We start from the raw sequence: 16,536 nt of genomic DNA, 5'->3' as shown, positions 1-16,536 counted from the left end.
CTCACCACAGGAAACCTGCGCATTCAAGAACCGCGTTCATCCAATGGCATCACGGTTACCTGCACTTCCGGATCATGGCTGCCGCCGCCCAGAATCACCCCACGCAATGGCGAGACATCGGAGAAATCCCGGCCCCAGGCCAGCGTGATGTGCTCCAGCGCCGGTTGCACGTTGTTGGTCGGGTCGAAATCAACCCAGCCCAGCACCGGACAGAACACCGAAACCCAGGCATGAGATGCGTCGGCGCCGATCAATCGGGGCTGGCCCGGTGGTGGCTGGGTCAGCAGGTAACCACTGACGTAACGCGCCGCCAATCCGCGGGAACGCAGGCAGGCGAGCATCAGGTGCGCAAAGTCCTGACAGACCCCGCGCCGACGTTCCAGCACTTCCACCAGTGGCGTCGCGACCTGAGTTGCCTCGGCGTCAAAGGTGAACTCGCTGAAGATTTTTTCCATCAACGCCTGAACGCCGAGCATCAATGGACGGCCCAGCGCAAAACAGCTTTCGGAGAACTCGACGAAGCTGCTCTTCAAGTGCACATACGGCGACTCAAACCGATAGCGGCACGCATCCATTAGCTGCGGCGCAATCGGCTGACTGCTGTAGGTCAACGCGCTACGGGTCATGTCCCAGGCCGGCGATTGATTGAAATCGTGCACCGGCCGGGCCAGCACTTCGACGGTCAGCCGGGCATTGACCAGCAGTTCGTCGTGAGGCCTTTCAAACGCCAGCCGGGTCAGCGGATTGCCAAACACGTCCAGCTCATCGCGGCGCGAAGTCGGCTCCGGGCTGATCTGCAATTGCTGATCGATGCAACGCTGCCAGGCGCAATGCCGTGGCCACAAATGAGCGAGTTGCTGGGCCAGCGAGACCGGGCTGTCATAGTGATAATGGGTGTCGTGGAGAATCTGGTAACGGGCGCTCATCAGACGGACACCGTGCGCTGGCTGACATCATCGACATGGGCGAAGTGCCGCAACGCGAGACGATCAGACACCTGATTGCTGACATCGGCGATTTCTTGCAGCAGATCCGCCAATCCACTGAGGGCTGCGCGGACGCTGGCTTCGCCGAACAACCCGTTCTCCAGGCAACCGAGATCGAATCGCGCCAGACGCTCGACCAACGAAGGCAACGCCAGATCGCGCGGTAGACCAAAATCATCGTTCAGGCGTTTGAGGGTCCGGGCCACCAGTTTCAACTGGAACAATACGCCGTGAGGATTCTGCTCATCGAGCAGCAACACATCGAGCACCGGAATCAATTGCGCCACCGCCAGGTAGCGGGAGCGGTAGGTGATGCTGCTGTTGCCCAGCTCCAGCAGCCATTCCAGCCCGGCTTGATCGAAAGCCCCGGCGCCGCGCAGGAACGCGGCCAGGCTGCTGCCAAGAAACTGCAATCGCTCGATCCGCCGCCCGATCATCAAAAAGCGCCAGCCTTCATCGCGGGTCATGTCGTCCAGCGCAAAGCCCGACAGCGCCGCGAGCGACATGACCAGGCGGTTGAGGAAATCCAGCCGCTCGCCAAAATCCGGCTCTTCGGTTTCCAGCTCCATGGCATCGCGCTGCAACTCCACCAACGCCTGCCAGTTCTCTCGCGAGAGTTTGCCGCGCACCTGGGAGGCTGCCCACTGCAAGCGTTGCAGGTTGGAGCGCAGGCTGAAGGCCCAGTCATCACCGCACAGTGCCGTCAGCAATCGCTCAGGCAATTCACCTTCGTCGGGCAATAACAACAGGCTTTCACCGAGATCGACCGCGGCCTGCAAGGCTTGCGGATCGTCGCCGTCGACGTAACGCGTGAGCATGATCCGCAGCAGCCGCGCACTGTCGTCGCAGCGCTCGCAATAGCGGCCGAACCAGAACAGGTTTTCGACCACCCGCGACGGCAGGTAGGGATCGCGTCGCACCAGATCATGCACACCGAGGGTTCGCTGGGTTTTCCATTGCTCGCCGATCGGCGCTCGCTCACCCAACACCCAGGTGTCCTTGCTTGCGCCGCCGCGCTGCATCGACACCACCTCGGCATCAGGTTCCGCCGCAACCCGGGTCAAGCCGCCGGGCAGCACCCGATAGCCGTCTTGACTGGCCACTGCGTAAACGCGCATGCCAATCGCCCGGTGCTGCAACTGGCCGTCTTCGGCTTGCCAGATTGGCGCCTGCGACAGCTGCGCCAGTTCTTGCGCCACATAGGCATAAGGCCGTGCCTGCATGCGCTCAGAGAGATCCTGGCGCTGTTTTTCACTCAAGTCACGGCCCAATACCGAGGCAAAGCTCTGCGAGGGGAACGCCGGTTTGATCAGCAGTTCAGGCATTTTCTCCAGGGCCTGCGCCAACACCGGAGGCTCGCCGCACCACCAGGTGGCAATGGACGGCAGGATCAGTTCTTCGCCGAACAGGAATTGATTGATCTTCGGCAAAAAGCCCAACAGCCCCGGCGACTCCAGTACGCCACTGCCCAAGGCATTGGCCACCAGCACCCGCCCCTGTCGAACCGCGTCAAGCAGGCCCGGCACACCAAGCGCCGAGTCGGTGCGCAACTCCAGCGGATCGCAGAAATCATCGTCGAGCCGACGCATGATCGCGTGAACCCGACGCAGGCCGCTGAGGGTTTTCAGGTAGACCGTGGCATCGCGTACGGTCAGGTCACCGCCCTCAACCAATGGATAACCCAGTTGGCGAGCCAGATACAGGTGTTCGAAATAGCTCTCGTTGAATCGTCCCGGCGTCAGCAACACCACCAGCGGCACTTCATCGGCACTCGGTGCCTGACGTGCGAGGGTTTCCTGCAAGGTACGGAAGAACCCGGCCAAATGCTGCACCTGCAAATCACGGTACAACTCCGGAAAGGCCCGCGACACGATGGTGCGGTTTTCCAGCGCGTAACCGGCACCGGACGGCGCTTGAGTCCGATCCGCCGTCACCCACCAGCGCCCATCGGGCGTGCGCGCCAAATCTACTGCGTACAGATGCAGAAAAGCCCCGTCCGGCGGCTGAATGCCCTGACAGGGCCAGAGGAAATTGTTATGACCGAACACCAGTTCTGCCGGCAGCAGGCCTTCGGCAATCAAGCGCTGCGGACCATACAAATCCGCCAGTACCGCGTTGAGCAAACGCGCACGCTGGGCGATCCCGGCGGACAATTGCTGCCACTCATCAGCCGCCATCACATGGGGCAGCAGGTCCAGTTCCCATGGACGATCAGCGCCTTTGGGGTCGGCGTAAACATTGTAGGTGACGCCGTTTTCCTGAATCTGTCGTGCCAGCAAGGCTTGCCGCTGCAGCAGTTGCGCGGGCGTGCTGCGTTGCAACTGATCGAACAGCCGTCGCCAGTGCGGGCGCACGGCGCCGCTATCGTCGAGCAACTCGTGATAGGTGCCCGGCGTAAACGGGTAACGGTCAAGCAGGTCAGGCATGGAAAGCTCGGCAGCCAGCAATGAAAAGTCAGATTAACGCAGACCTTTGACGCCCGGATAGACGAAAAATCCGGACGTCGTGTCTGATTCAGAAGCGTCGCAAATCGAGCGTCATCGGCAGCTCGTCGTTAAGGGCCAGCGTTGGCACCGGCAAGGTTCCCGGGCTGTGGCCGAGACGGAAGAACCGCGCCATCCGCCGGCTCTCGGCCTCATTGGCGTTTACCGGCAGGCTGTCATAGTTGCGCCCGCCCGGGTGGGCGACGTGGTACTGACAACCGCCCAGCGAGCGTTGCATCCAGGTGTCGAGCAGGTCGAACACCAGCGGCGCGTGCACCGGGATGGTCGGTTGCAGGCAGTTCGCCGGTTGCCAGGCGCGAAACCGCACGCCCGCGACAAACTCGCCGACCCGCCCGGTCGGTTGCAGCGGTACCGGAATGCCGTTGCAGGTCAGCACATAACGCTGCGGTGCCAGGCCTGTGAGCTTGACCTGCAAACGCTCCAGCGACGAGTCGACATAACGCACCGTGCCGCCAGCCGAGCCCTCCTCCCCCAGCACATGCCACGGTTCCAGCGCTTGCCGCAGTTCCAGCTCGATGCCGCTGACCGCGTAATCGCCGACCTTGGGAAAGCGGAATTCCAGATGCGCCGCAAACCACTCGGCGCGCAGCGCATAGCCGGCGGCGTTGAGGTCGACGATCACATCGGCGAAGTCCTGCTCGATAAAGTGCGGCAACAGGAAACGGTCGTGCAACTCGGTGCCCCACCGCGCCAGCTTGGCCGGCGCATACGGCTCGCGCCAGAACCGCGCCACCAGCGCCCGCAGCAACAGTTGCTGAGCCAGGCTCATGCGTGCGTGGGGCGGCATTTCGAAGGCGCGCAGTTCCAGCAGACCGAGGCGCCCGGTGGCGCCATCCGGCGAATAGAGTTTATCGATGCAGAACTCGGCACGGTGGGTGTTGCCCGTGACGTCGATCAGCAGGTTGCGCAGCAAGCGGTCCACCAGCCATGGCGCGCACTCTTCGCCGGGTTTCGGCATCTGCGCGAAGGCGATTTCCAGCTCGTACAACGCATCGTTGCGCGCTTCGTCCACCCGCGGGGCCTGGGAAGTCGGGCCGATGAAAAGACCGGAAAACAGGTAGGACAGCGACGGGTGGTTATGCCAGTAACTGATCAGACTGCGCAACAGATCCGGACGCCGCAGAAACGGTGAGTCGGCCGGCGTCGCACCACCGAGGACAAAATGGTTACCGCCGCCCGTGCCGGTGTGCCGACCGTCGATCATGAATTTCTCGGTGGTCAGCCGGGTCTGGCGCGCCTCTTCGTAGAGGAATTCGGTGCGCTCCACCAGCTCGTCCCAACTGGCGGACGGCTGCACGTTGACTTCGATGACGCCGGGATCCGGAGTAATGCGGAAGTTGCTCAGACGTGGATCGCTCGGCGGTTCATAACCTTCCAGCAACACCGGGCAATGCAGTTCTTCGGCGGTGGCTTCGATGGTGCTGACCAGTTCGAGGTAATCCTCGACGCGTTCCAGTGGCGGCATGAACAGGTACAACCGCCCTTCCCGAGCCTCGGCGCAGAGCGCGGTGCGGGTCAGCCAATCGGCGGACTGGTCGACTTTCGGTGTGCGCTCATCGATGGTGGCCGGCTCGCCATGGGCCTGCAAACTGGCGGCGTCGGGCAGCTCCGGCAAATCCTGATTCGGATCGACCGGGTGCACGAACGGATACTCTGCCGCCGTCACCCACGGTTGCGAAGCCAGCGGCAAGCGATAGCCCAGTGGTGAATCTCCCGGCACCAGTCGGCAATGACTGTCACGCAGGTACCAGCGACCGCTCTGCCATTGATCGCCCTTGGCCGTGCGCGCCAGCGGCAGTACCTGGCCAATCACCTTGTCCAGACCTTGGCTGAAGACCTTGTGCAGGCGCGCGCGCTCGAGTTCGTCGCTCAGCCGTGAGTCTTCAGCGCTGACGTTGACCGGCAACGCACCTTCGCGCCAGAGGTAGTAGAGGTTGTCTTCGTAGGCCGGAAACACAAAGCGCGCAGGCAGTTTCAAACGCTCGGCGACACTCGCCAGAAAACGCCCGGCCAACTTGCCATCGGCGCCGTAGTCTTGCTGCTCATCGGCAATCAGCGCGCTGTTGTTCCAGATCGGCACCCCGTCTCGCCGCCAGTAGCAGTTCAACGACCAACGCGGCAGTTGCTCGCCGGGGTACCACTTGCCCTGACTAAAGTGCACCAGGCCCTTGGGTCCGTAATGCTTGCGCATGCGCTGGAACAGCTCGGCGGACAGTCGGCGCTTGTCTGGCCCGAGCGCGGCGGTGTTCCACTCGGCACCGTCCGGGTCGTCGATGGAAACAAACGTCGGCTCGCCGCCCATGGTCAGGCGCACGTCGCCTTCTTGCAGGTCGGCATCGATCTGCCGGCCCAGCGCCTGGATCGCCAGCCACTGGTCTTCGGTGTAGGGTTTGGTAACGCGTGGGGCCTCCCAAATCCGCTCGACCGACATTTCGTGGCTGAATTCACACGCGCACGGTTCGACCAGGCCACTGATCGGCGCCGCCGAGGACGGATCAGGGCTACAGGCCAACGGAATATGCCCTTCGCCGGCAAACAGCCCGGAAGTAGCGTCCAGGCCGATCCATCCGGCGCCGGGCAGATAAACCTCACACCAGGCGTGCAGGTCGGTGAAGTCGACCTCGGTGCCGGAAGGACCGTCGAGGCTTTTGACGTCTGCGGTGAGCTGGATCAGGTAACCGGAAACGAATCGCGCCGCCAGCCCGAGGTTGCGCAGCAGTTGCACCAGTAACCAGGCCGAATCGCGGCAAGAGCCCGATGCGTGTTCCAAGGTGTATTCCGGGGTTTGCACGCCCGGTTCCATGCGGATCAGGTAGCCGATGTCTTCGCTCAGGCGCTGGTTGAGCGCCACCAGAAAATCCACGGCGGGCAGCGGCGTGCGGTCGATGCCGTCAAGGTAGGCCTTGAACGCCGGCGTCAGCGGCAGGGTTTCCAGGTACGGCGCCAGCTCACGCTGTTCGTCTGCGGCATAAGCGAAAGGAATTTTTTCCGCGTAGGGCTCAAGGAAGAAGTCGAACGGATTGAACACCGCCATCTCGGCCAGCAGATCGACTTCGATCCGCAGCTCCGTGGTTTTCTCCGGGAACACCAACCGCGCCAGGTAATTGCCCTGGGGGTCTTGCTGCCAATTGATGAAGTGCTGCTCTGGCGACACTTTCAATGCATAGGAAAGAATCCGCGTACGGCTATGGGCCGCCGGGCGCAAGCGAACGATCTGCGGACCGAGCTCGACAGCGCGGTCATAGCGGTAATGCGTGACATGGTGCAATGCGACATGAATCGACATGGCGTGCCTCCTGCGAGCCTTGAGCGTAACGGAAAGCGCGCAAGACTTATGCCAGAGCGGCGGTCATTGCGCTTTATCGTAAGACCCGGTGCAGTGCAGCACCAAAGCGGCGCCAAGGTGGGTGCCGTGGTGCGAGGGTTGCACATATTTGTGGCGAGGGTGTGAGGGTGGGTCGTGAATCTATCCAGTCAACGGGCGTTGCGCTTGGCAATCACGGCTTCGCGCAGATGCCGCACTTCGAGCAGCTTCTGGCGCATTTCGCGGTGGCGTTTGCTGTTGAGCAACAACAATCCCAATAACGGGAAGAGCACTGCCGAGCCATAGACCAGCACGTGGAGGTGGTACTGAATCATCGGCAATACGAACAGCAGGCAACATCCCAGGTAACCCGCCACCAGGGCAGTGGCCCACGGGCGTCCGCGCGCAATCATCACGTTGCCAAACACTATCACTGCAACCAGCACCAGTATGGCAAGCCCGGAGTAGCTGGATTTGAGCTCTGGATCAACGCCGCGCAAATATGTCACACCCGCCAGGGAAACAGCAGACGACCCGGAAAAAATCGCCATGAATATTGTCCCCATGAACACCGGGAAATAGCGGGTGAGATAGCGCGTCAATGGAGGAAAATCGTTCATTTCATTCTCCGGGGCTTGCGGTCGGCAAGGGCAGCCCCAGCCCAACCGCCGCCAGAAAAGAATAACGCGCACGCTCTGGATCACCGCGAAAATAGGTACTCGAGGCCAATGAGATGGCCGCGAAAAGGGAAAAGCAGGCGAGAAAGAATGCACAGATGAACGTAGGGAAATACTGAGCCAAAAAAGCGCTCAACGAACCTTGGCGCTCCATCATTCAAGCTCCTCAATACAAACCTACCGCGACGGTACGAATGTTCCCCGACAAAGCGCTCCCGAAAAAGCCAATGGCCGCACCGAGAGAATCCCGGACTTGTGTCACCGTGGCGTGGTTGATTTCACTCTCGATGCGCTGGCGCGCCATGAACTGGGAGTGGTTGGAGTCCATGCCGATGCCGAGCAGGGGGCTGCTCATGGGTGTTCTTCCTTGAAGTGGAGGGTGGTCATGCCGGCCTCATCGCGGGCAAGCCCGGCTCCCACATCTGGAATGCATTCCCCTGTGGGAGCTGGCTTGCCTGCGATGGCAATTAATGGGCGCCACCTTAACAAACAAGTTCTCCACCGCTGGCACGCGGCGGCAATCTATCCAGTCAACGGGCGTTGTGCTTGGCAATCACGGCTTCGCGCAGACGGCGCACTTCGAGCAACTTCTGGCGCATTTCGCGGTGGCGTTTGCTGTTGAGCAGCAGTAACGCCAGCAGCGGAAACAGCAAAGTCACGGCATAAATCAGAGGGTGCGGCCCATATGCGATGGCGGGCAATACACCGAGAAAACAAATGGCCAATAGCGCCACCAGCGGCCTGACCCAATTCGGACGCCCCCGCGCGATCATAAAATTACAGTGCACGATGACCAGGGTGAGCGCGATGCCACCCAGGAAGGTGTACTTGGCACTGTCGGCCATGGAAAGGTTCTGAAAATAGCTTTCGAAAAACAACGGGACCGCAAAGACCAGGGTGAAGACGGAGGCAAATATCGCGCCCATGAAGACCGGGAAGTAGCGGGCGAGATAGCGCGTCAATGGAGGAAAATCGTTCATTTCATTTTCCGGGGCTTGCGGTCGGCAAGGGCAGCCTGGCGCTTTTTGCGAATCATCACGAGTTGACGGCGCATTTCGCGATGGCGCTGACTATTCAGCAACAACATCCCGAGCAAGGGAAACAGCAGGCCAGTTACATAAGCCGCCATATGCGGCCGGTAGCCGTAGGTAGGCAGGACTGTCAGAAAGCACACAGCGTAGAAAGCGACAATGGCCCAACTTCCCCAAGTGCGCCCTCTGATCATGACGAAATGGCTGAACGCCAAGAGCAGCCCCAGCCCAACCGCCGCCAGAAAAGAATAACGCGCACGCTCTGGATCACCGCGAAAATAGGTACTCGAGGCCAATGAGATGGCCGCGGAAAGGGAAAAGCAGGCGAGAAAGAATGCACAGATGAACGTAGGGAAATACTGAGCCAAAAAAGCGCTCAACGAACCTTGGCGCTCCATCACTCAAGCTCCTCATACAAACCTACCGCGACGGTACGAATGTTCCCCGACAAAGCGCTCCCGAAAATACCAATGGCCGCACCGAGAGAATCCCGGATTTGCGTCACAGTGGCGTGGTTGATTTCACTCTCGATGCGCTGGCGCGCCATGAACCGGGAGCGGTTGGAGTCCATGCCGATGACGAGCAGGGGGCTGCTCATGGGTGTTCTTCCTTGAAATGGAGGGTGGTCATACCGGCCTCATTGCGGGCAAGCCCGGCTTGTATGTTTAGACTTGAAGGGGTGGGTGGTGAAAGCACCCAGATGACGAGCCGTGGTACCTATCGGTTTTTATGCTGGGCTTTTAATGCCTGCCGAAGATGGCGGATTTCCACGAGTTTAATACGCATATCTCGCTGAACGGCACTGTTGAGTATCAATAGGCCAAACAGCGGAAAAACCAAAGCAAGGCCATAAAGAACGGCGTGGAGTTTGTATTGAATCATTGGAAGCACAAACAAAAAGCACGCGAAGTAAATACCCACGGTTACCCACACCCAAGACGGTCGCCCCCGCAAAACCATGAAATTGCTGTGGACCGTTAACAGGGTCAGAAACGCTCCGGCAAGCATGATTGAAAAGCCCAAACCTCCAGCGAGAGGAGCATCACGAAAATAGGTCGCAAAGGAAAGCGCGGTAGCGAAGCCCAAGGAAAAATAGGCCGCAAATACACCACCGATAAAAGTAAGGAAGTAGTGCCTGAAAAAATCACGAAGCGTCATCAGCTCGCTCATTCGCCGACTTCCTCATACAACCCCAATGCGATGGTTTTTACGTTGCCCGTATAAGCACTCCCACCAAAGCCCGCCGTTGCGCCTAAGGCATCTTTAATTTGGGTCTTGGTGCTGTGCTTAAGTTGAGTCGGGGTAAAACGCTTGGGCAGCTCGCCCGACAATTGCTTGAGCTTGAGCATCTTCGATGTCAGGCGGGGGTCATTGATGGTCAACAGTTCTTTTGTGAGCTTCGCTCTTTCCTGGCGATTCAACCCACGAAGCACCTCACGCAGGCTCTTACCTGTGGCCGCCTTAGCGACATTGACGAGTTTGATCGTCGTCAGGGCGGATGCTCCTACTCCAACTAGCGATACTGCGTCCAAAACAGTTGAGGCATTCTGATACCACGCCTCGCTGTCGAGCCAATCATTTCCCTCGGGCCTGGCGACCTCAAGAACTGTTCGAGTAATACCATTGAAACACTGGAGTCCGCTTGCTCCAGCAGCGGCGTACCCGACCACAACAATGACGGAGCTCGCGCCAGCACTGAAGGGAACCAAAATGGTTCCGCTGGCAATCGCAGCCCAACTGAGGACAGCACCTAAACACGAAATACCGGTATTCATTGCCTCGCCAATCAGGCGGGACTCACGTGGATTACTTACCACATGTTCAGCAAATTGCGTGGGGGCAATGTACTTCTGCGCCTCCCGCAGAATTACGCGCTTGGGCGTAATGCTACAGATGGGCTTGAATTCACGCAGAGTGATCACGTTAAAGTCGGCGTCGATATACACGACACCCGCGCCGACAATGCCGGGGTCGGCATCGATGGCCGCGAACAGGCGCGGCAGGTTGAGTTCACTCTCGATGCGCTGGCGCGCCATGAACTGGGAGCGGTTGGAGTCCATGCCGATGCCGAGCAGGGGGTTGCTCATGGGTGTTCGTCCTTGAAGTAGATAGTGGCCATGCCGGCCTCATCGCGGGCAAGCCAGGCTCTCACCTCTGGAATGCATTCCCCTGTGGGAGCTGGCTTGCCTGCGATGGCAATTAATGGGTGCCACCTTAACAAACAGGTTCTCCAGCGCCTAGAAAGCAAAACGCCAGCACGAGGCTGGCGTTTTGCTTGCTAGGCTGCGATCAACGCGGCACGACTGGCTTGCGCGCAGGTTTTGGCCCTTTGCCTTTGGCGGCGTCCTTGCGTTCCTTCGCGGCCTGTTGGTTGCGGGCGAACGCCGCGGCCTTGGCCTGTTCACGCTTGTCCCACGGGTTACCGCCATCGCTGGCACGCGGCGGCAAGCCGGTGTGCTGCGTGAGGATCTTGGTGGTCTTTTCGCCAGCCACTTTATGGCTACCGGCTGGCGTCGAGTTCTTGCGACGGGCGCTCTGGTAACTGTCGGTGGCCGGCTGGTGCAGCGGGATCAGCTGGTTCTTGCCTGGCCCGATCAGGTCGGCGCGGCCCATGCGGGTCAGCGCTTCACGCAGCATTGGCCAGCCTTTCGGGTCGTGATAACGCAAGAACGCCTTGTGCAGGCGACGCTGCTCTTCGCTCTTGACGATGGTCACCGCGTCACTCTTGTAAGTGACCTTGCGCAGCGGGTTCTTGCCAGAGTGATACATGGCGGTGGCGGTGGCCATCGGCGACGGGTAGAACGCCTGCACCTGATCCGCACGGAAACCGTTGCCCTTGAGCCACAGGGCCAGGTTCATCATGTCTTCGTCGGTGGTGCCCGGGTGGGCGGCGATGAAGTACGGAATCAGGTACTGCTCTTTCCCGGCCTCCTTGGAGTACTTCTCGAACATCCGCTTGAACTTGTCATAGCTGCCGATGCCCGGCTTCATCATCTGGTTGAGCGGACCTTCCTCGGTATGTTCCGGGGCGATCTTCAGGTAACCGCCGACGTGGTGGGTCACCAGCTCTTTGACGTATTCCGGCGACTCGACCGCGAGGTCGTAACGCAGGCCGGAGGCGATCAGGATCTTCTTCACACCCGGCAAGGCGCGAGCGCTGCGGTACAACTGGATCAGCGACGAGTGATCGGTGTTGAGGTTCGGGCAAATGCCGGGGAACACGCACGACGGCTTGCGGCACGCGGATTCGATTTCCGGGCTCTTGCAGGCAATGCGGTACATGTTCGCGGTCGGGCCACCGAGGTCGGAGATCACGCCGGTAAAGCCTGGGACTTTGTCGCGGATCTCTTCGATTTCGCGAATGATCGACTCTTCGGAACGGTTCTGGATGATCCGGCCTTCGTGCTCGGTAATCGAGCAGAAAGTACAGCCGCCGAAGCAGCCGCGCATGATGTTCACCGAGAAGCGGATCATGTCGTAGGCCGGGATCTTCTCCTTGCCATACGCCGGGTGCGGAACACGTGCGTAAGGCATGCCGAACACGTAGTCCATTTCTTCGGTGGTCATCGGAATCGGTGGCGGGTTGAACCAGACATCGACTTCGCCGTGCTTCTGAACCAGCGCGCGGGCGTTGCCCGGGTTGGTTTCCAGATGCAGCACGCGGTTGGCGTGGGCGTACAGAACGGCGTCGTTACGAACCTTTTCTACCGACGGCAGACGGATCACGGTCTTGTCGCGGGTCATTTTCGGGCTGGCCAGGATCTGTACGACCTTGGCTTCGCTCGGATCCTCAACCGGACCCTTTTCCTGCTCGATGGCGCAAGCCTGGGTGTCCTGGGTGTTGACGTACGGGTTGATGATCTTGTCGATCTTGCCCGGACGGTCGATGCGCGTGGAGTCGACTTCGTACCAGCCTTGCGGCGTATCACGACGGATGAACGCGGTGCCGCGCACATCGGTGATGTCTTCGATCTTGTGACCGTAGGACAGACGCTGGGCAACCTCAACGATCGCCCGCTCGGCGTTGCCGTACAGGAGGATGTCGGCGCAGGCGTCGATCAGGATCGAGTTGCGCACCCGGTCCTGCCAGTAATCGTAGTGCGCGATGCGGCGCAGGGAAGCCTCGATGCCACCGAGAACGATCGGCACGTTCTTGTAGGCTTCCTTGCAGCGCTGGCTGTAAACCAGGCTGGCGCGATCCGGACGTTTGCCCGCCAGGCCACCAGGGGTGTAGGCGTCATCGGAACGGATTTTCTTGTCGGCGGTGTAGCGGTTGATCATCGAGTCCATGTTGCCGGCCGCGACACCGAAAAACAGGTTCGGCTCGCCGAGCTTCATGAAGTCGTCTTTGGACTGCCAGTTTGGCTGGGCAATGATCCCGACGCGAAAGCCCTGGGACTCCAGCAGCCGGCCGATGATCGCCATGCCAAACGACGGGTGGTCAACGTACGCATCACCGGTGACGATGATGATGTCGCAGGAATCCCAGCCAAGCTGATCCATCTCCTCCCTGCTCATTGGCAGGAATGGCGCTGGACCGAAACATTCGGCCCAGTACTTGGGATAGTCAAATAACGGCTTGGCTGTTTGCATGACGATGACCGGTGTTGAGATGAAAAATCGCGGGCGCGGAATATAGCACAAAATTTAACCAATTCCGACGGCTATGGTCGGAAATTGCAGAGCCGGATTCGCAACAAGCTCCTGAGGCATGACACCGCTCTTGTGGCGAGGGAGCTTGCTCCCGTTCGGCTGCGAAGCAGTCGTAAATCCTGAACTTGCGGTATCACAGATAAACTATGGGGGCCGCTTCGCTGCCCAGCGGGAGCAAGCTCCCTCGCCACAAAGTCGCTGCTCAGGTTACTCATCATCGTCGAAGTTATAGCTGCCCGGCGCGAGGTTTTCGAATCGGGTGTATTTGCCGATGAAGGCCAGGCGGATAAAGCCGATCGGGCCGTTCCGCTGTTTACCGATGATGATCTCGGCGATGCCTTTATGCTCGGTCTCCGGGTGATACACCTCGTCCCGGTACACGAACATGATGACGTCGGCGTCCTGCTCGATCGCTCCAGATTCCCGCAAGTCGGAGTTCACTGGACGTTTGTTCGGCCGCTGCTCGAGGGAACGGTTGAGCTGGGACAGCGCCACTACCGGACAGTTGAACTCCTTGGCCAGGGCTTTCAAGGAACGGGAGATCTCGGAAATCTCGTTGGTCCGGTTGTCACCGCTGGAACCCGGGATCTGCATCAGTTGCAAGTAGTCGATCATGATCAGACCGATCTCACCGTGTTCGCGCACCAGACGACGGGTCCGCGCACGCATTTCCGACGGGCTGATGCCGGCGGTATCGTCGATGAACAGCTTGCGATCGTTGAGCAGGTTGACCGCCGAGGTCAGGCGCGGCCAATCGTCATCTTCCAGGCGACCGGCCCGGACCTTGGTCTGGTCGATCCGACCCAGCGAAGACAACATACGCATGATCAGCGATTCGCCTGGCATCTCGAGCGAATAAACCAATACGGCCTTCTCGCTGCGCAACACGGCGTTCTCCACCAGGTTCATCGCAAAGGTGGTTTTACCCATCGATGGACGGCCGGCGACGATGATCAGGTCAGACGGTTGCAGGCCGCTGGTCTTCTCGTCGAGGTCGGTGTAACCGGTCGACAGGCCGGTGATGGCGTTGTCGGTGTTGAACAAGGTGTCGATGCGGTCGATGGCCTTGGTCAACAGGTCATTGACGCTTACCGGGCCACCGGTTTTCGGGCGCGCTTCGGCGATCTGGAAGATCTGCCGTTCGGCTTCGTCGAGAATCTCGGCGGCGGTGCGGCCTTCCGGGTTGAAGGCGCTGTCGGCGATTTCGGTGCTGATGCCGATCAGTTGGCGCAAGGTCGCTCGCTCACGAACGATCTGGGCATAGGCCTTGATGTTGGCGACCGACGGCGTGTTTTTTGCCAGTTCGCCCAGATAACCGAGACCGCCGACTTGCGAGGTCTGACCTTCCTTGTCCAATTGCTCGGCAAGGGTCACGACGTCGATCGGCGAGTTCTGATCGGCCAGCTTGGCGATCGCACGGAAGATCAGGCGGTGGTCATGTCGATAGAAATCACCGTCCGAGACCTGATCAAGCACGCGCTCCCAGGCGTTGTTGTCCAGCATCAGACCACCGAGCACGGCCTGTTCGGCCTCGATGGAATGCGGCGGCACTTTCAGCGCGGCGGTTTGCAGATCGTATTGCTCAGGAGCGGAGATATCGTTCATGGCCACTTGGGTTCTTTAGGAAAAGCAGGGGTTGTAAAAAATCAGGAACTGCAGAAAGACAAAGGGCACGACCTGTAAACAGGATCGTGCCCGATGTTACCGGCAAGCACCCAAGGGTGCCAGCCGACAAGTACTTCTTAAGCTGCTACCACGACAACGCGTACGGTGGCTTCAACTTCAGCGTGCAGGTGCACGGCTACGTCGAATTCGCCTACGTTGCGGATGGTGCCGTTCGGCAGACGAACTTCGCTTTTTGCAACTTCAACGCCAGAGGCGGTCAGTGCATCAGCGATGTCGTGGGTACCGATCGAACCGAACAGCTTGCCTTCGTCACCGGCGGTGGCAGTGATAGTCACTTCCAGCTCAGCCAGTTGGGCAGCGCGGTTTTCAGCCGAAGTTTTACGGTCTGCTGCGGCTTTTTCCAGCTCAGCGCGACGCTCTTCGAACGCAGCCAGGTTGGCAGCGGTCGCAGCGGTAGCTTTGCCGTAAGGCAGCAGGTAGTTACGACCGTAACCAGCCTTAACGTTCACTTTGTCACCCAGGTTGCCCAGGTTGGTGACTTTTTCCAGAAGGATCAGTTGCATGTGAAAATCCTCTTAACTTTTAACCTTCACCGTTCGCGCTATCGACGTCTTTCGGCGTCAATCGACCGCGAAAATCAATCAGGCTGTCGACAATGGCCAGGACCACCAGCAACGGATAGATCAGCTGCATAAACAGCAACAGCGTTACGTACAACCCCACCAGCCAAAACCTGGCCAGTCGCTTTTCAGCCACCAGCCCATGAATCAGGGCCAGCCCGGCGAACACCAGCGGTACGCTGCACAACGGCGTCAACATGGCCAGCTGGGAACCGAAGTTCGGCCCCAGAAGCATGCACGCCAGCAGCAACATCGCCGGCCCCAGCGGGATTCGGATGGCGCGAAACTCGCGACCAAAACCACCGGGGTTGTACAACAACGCCTGCCAGTAGCGCCCAACAATCAGGCTCAGCACACTGACGATTTGCAACAAGGCCGCTATCAGGCCGGTCAGGACCGGGGCAATCAGGGCGGCGAGACGTGCTCGCTCCTCTACCGACAATTGCTGGTAGAGGTCACCGAGGGCCAGCGGCAGGATCTTTACCAGTTCCTGCGACAGCATCTCGATCTGGGGGCGGTAAGCCGCGCCCAGCACCACTGAAAACACCAATCCCATCGCTATGCTGACCAGCAGCACGCGGTTCCAGGACTCACTTGCGCGCAAAACCAACGCAAGGCCCGAAGACCCCAGCAACACCATGAGTGCGCGTGGATCATCGGAATACAGCCACCAGATCAATGCCGGCAGTATTCCCAGAGCAAGAACGCCAAGGGCGTCCTTCAATCCGCGCCGCAGCAGCACAAGGCTCCCTGCGGCAGCACCCAACCAGTACAACAACGGCAATGCCGCGCATCCAGCCACTACGAGAGTGGCCTGCATACGACCGCGCATGATGAACTCAGCTATGGCGCGCATGCATTCAATCCTTTGCTACGTGTCGACTGCCCGGTCTCAGCGGCCGTGGCTGTCGGTGTAGGCCAGCAGGGCCAGGAAGCGGGCGCGCTTGATAGCGGTGGCCAGCTGACGCTGATAACGAGCTTTGGTACCGGTGATGCGGCTTGGAACGATTTTGCCGGTCTCGGATACGTAAGCTTTCAGAGTGTTGAGATCTTTGTAATCGATCTCTTTCACGTCTTCAGCGGTGAAGCGGCAGAATTTACGACGACGGAAGAAACGTGCCATGTAATAGGCTCC

General features: G+C 59.7%; 14 protein-coding genes and 2 pseudogenes. All 16 read right to left on the bottom strand.

Annotation, left to right across the window (positions count from 1 at the left end):
- Window positions 1-23: 23 nt before the first annotated feature.
- The 16 genes and pseudogenes from AO353_RS13290 to rpsR all read right to left on the bottom strand — a co-directional run bounded on the left by AO353_RS13290 (window position 24) and on the right by rpsR (window position 16,524).
- Window positions 24-926: a transglutaminase family protein gene (locus tag AO353_RS13290; RefSeq protein WP_054595374.1), complete on the bottom strand. Its 903-nt coding sequence runs from the start codon at window positions 924-926 to the stop codon at window positions 24-26.
- Window positions 926-3,412, bottom strand: coding sequence for a circularly permuted type 2 ATP-grasp protein (locus tag AO353_RS13285; RefSeq protein ID WP_054595373.1), 2,487 nt, complete (start codon window positions 3,410-3,412; stop codon window positions 926-928). Before AO353_RS13285 ends, AO353_RS13290 begins: the two co-directional genes overlap by 1 nt.
- A gap of 88 nt (window positions 3,413-3,500) precedes the next feature.
- A complete protein-coding gene (locus AO353_RS13280) occupies window positions 3,501-6,776 on the bottom strand; it encodes a DUF2126 domain-containing protein (protein WP_054595372.1) in 3,276 nt (1,091 codons plus the stop codon).
- A gap of 188 nt (window positions 6,777-6,964) precedes the next feature.
- Window positions 6,965-7,414, bottom strand: coding sequence for a hypothetical protein (locus AO353_RS13275; RefSeq protein ID WP_054595371.1), 450 nt, complete (start codon window positions 7,412-7,414; stop codon window positions 6,965-6,967).
- Between the two features lies 1 nt (window position 7,415).
- On the bottom strand, window positions 7,416-7,628 hold the full coding sequence (locus AO353_RS13270; RefSeq protein ID WP_173859973.1) for a hypothetical protein: 213 nt from the start codon (window positions 7,626-7,628) through the stop codon (window positions 7,416-7,418).
- Window positions 7,629-7,637: 9 nt separating this feature from the next.
- A pseudogene (locus AO353_RS32135) lies at window positions 7,638-7,745 on the bottom strand (NAD synthetase); the annotation flags it as partial.
- 256 nt (window positions 7,746-8,001) lie between these two features.
- Window positions 8,002-8,451 (bottom strand): hypothetical protein, encoded by a 450-nt coding sequence (locus AO353_RS13260; RefSeq protein WP_054595369.1) that lies wholly within the window; start codon window positions 8,449-8,451, stop codon window positions 8,002-8,004.
- The gene (locus tag AO353_RS13255) at window positions 8,448-8,903 is read right to left on the bottom strand and encodes a hypothetical protein (RefSeq protein ID WP_173860755.1); all 456 of its coding nucleotides are present in this window, start codon (window positions 8,901-8,903) and stop codon (window positions 8,448-8,450) included. Before AO353_RS13255 ends, AO353_RS13260 begins: the two co-directional genes overlap by 4 nt.
- Window positions 8,900-9,028 (bottom strand): annotated as a pseudogene (locus tag AO353_RS31350) (NAD synthetase); the annotation flags it as partial. The gene AO353_RS13255 and the pseudogene AO353_RS31350, both read right to left, overlap by 4 nt.
- A 191-nt stretch (window positions 9,029-9,219) precedes the next feature.
- Window positions 9,220-9,672, bottom strand: coding sequence for a hypothetical protein (locus AO353_RS13245; RefSeq protein WP_054595366.1), 453 nt, complete (start codon window positions 9,670-9,672; stop codon window positions 9,220-9,222).
- Entirely contained in the window at window positions 9,669-10,589 is a 921-nt protein-coding gene (locus AO353_RS13240; RefSeq protein WP_054595365.1) for a hypothetical protein, read from the bottom strand. Before AO353_RS13240 ends, AO353_RS13245 begins: the two co-directional genes overlap by 4 nt.
- 202 nt (window positions 10,590-10,791) lie before the next feature.
- On the bottom strand, window positions 10,792-13,095 hold the full coding sequence (locus AO353_RS13235; protein WP_054595364.1) for a YgiQ family radical SAM protein: 2,304 nt from the start codon (window positions 13,093-13,095) through the stop codon (window positions 10,792-10,794).
- Between the two features lie 267 nt (window positions 13,096-13,362).
- Complete coding sequence (gene dnaB / locus AO353_RS13230; protein ID WP_019691515.1) at window positions 13,363-14,760, bottom strand: replicative DNA helicase; 1,398 nt, start codon at window positions 14,758-14,760, stop codon at window positions 13,363-13,365.
- Window positions 14,761-14,897: 137 nt separating this feature from the next.
- Window positions 14,898-15,344, bottom strand: coding sequence for a 50S ribosomal protein L9 (gene rplI / locus AO353_RS13225; protein ID WP_008157007.1), 447 nt, complete (start codon window positions 15,342-15,344; stop codon window positions 14,898-14,900).
- A gap of 19 nt (window positions 15,345-15,363) precedes the next feature.
- Window positions 15,364-16,257 (bottom strand): hypothetical protein, encoded by an 894-nt coding sequence (locus AO353_RS13220; RefSeq protein WP_054595363.1) that lies wholly within the window; start codon window positions 16,255-16,257, stop codon window positions 15,364-15,366.
- Window positions 16,258-16,293: 36 nt separating this feature from the next.
- Window positions 16,294-16,524 carry a 30S ribosomal protein S18 gene (gene rpsR, locus AO353_RS13215; RefSeq protein ID WP_002551829.1) on the bottom strand — a complete coding sequence of 77 codons (231 nt, stop codon included), beginning with the start codon at window positions 16,522-16,524 and terminating at the stop codon, window positions 16,294-16,296.
- Window positions 16,525-16,536 lie beyond the last annotated feature (12 nt).

Source organism: Pseudomonas fluorescens (assembly GCF_001307155.1).
Taxonomy (GTDB): domain Bacteria; phylum Pseudomonadota; class Gammaproteobacteria; order Pseudomonadales; family Pseudomonadaceae; genus Aquipseudomonas; species Aquipseudomonas helvetica.
This window is presented reverse-complemented; position numbering and strand designations above follow the sequence as displayed.

Excerpts from the sequence above, each read along its gene's own strand:
- AO353_RS13290 (WP_054595374.1), bottom strand. The coding sequence starts at position 926 with ATGAGCGCCCGTTACCAGATTCTCCACGACACCCATTATCACTATGAC.
- rpsR (WP_002551829.1), bottom strand. The coding sequence starts at position 16,524 with ATGGCACGTTTCTTCCGTCGTCGTAAATTCTGCCGCTTCACCGCTGAA.
- dnaB (WP_019691515.1), bottom strand. The coding sequence starts at position 14,760 with ATGAACGATATCTCCGCTCCTGAGCAATACGATCTGCAAACCGCCGCG.
- rplI (WP_008157007.1), bottom strand. The coding sequence starts at position 15,344 with ATGCAACTGATCCTTCTGGAAAAAGTCACCAACCTGGGCAACCTGGGT.
- AO353_RS13280 (WP_054595372.1), bottom strand. The coding sequence starts at position 6,776 with ATGTCGATTCATGTCGCATTGCACCATGTCACGCATTACCGCTATGAC.
- AO353_RS13275 (WP_054595371.1), bottom strand. The coding sequence starts at position 7,414 with ATGAACGATTTTCCTCCATTGACGCGCTATCTCACCCGCTATTTCCCG.
- AO353_RS13220 (WP_054595363.1), bottom strand. The coding sequence starts at position 16,257 with ATGCGCGCCATAGCTGAGTTCATCATGCGCGGTCGTATGCAGGCCACT.
- AO353_RS13245 (WP_054595366.1), bottom strand. The coding sequence starts at position 9,672 with ATGAGCGAGCTGATGACGCTTCGTGATTTTTTCAGGCACTACTTCCTT.
- AO353_RS13240 (WP_054595365.1), bottom strand. The coding sequence starts at position 10,589 with ATGAGCAACCCCCTGCTCGGCATCGGCATGGACTCCAACCGCTCCCAG.
- AO353_RS13270 (WP_173859973.1), bottom strand. The coding sequence starts at position 7,628 with ATGATGGAGCGCCAAGGTTCGTTGAGCGCTTTTTTGGCTCAGTATTTC.
- AO353_RS13285 (WP_054595373.1), bottom strand. The coding sequence starts at position 3,412 with ATGCCTGACCTGCTTGACCGTTACCCGTTTACGCCGGGCACCTATCAC.
- AO353_RS13235 (WP_054595364.1), bottom strand. The coding sequence starts at position 13,095 with ATGCAAACAGCCAAGCCGTTATTTGACTATCCCAAGTACTGGGCCGAA.
- AO353_RS13260 (WP_054595369.1), bottom strand. The coding sequence starts at position 8,451 with ATGAACGATTTTCCTCCATTGACGCGCTATCTCGCCCGCTACTTCCCG.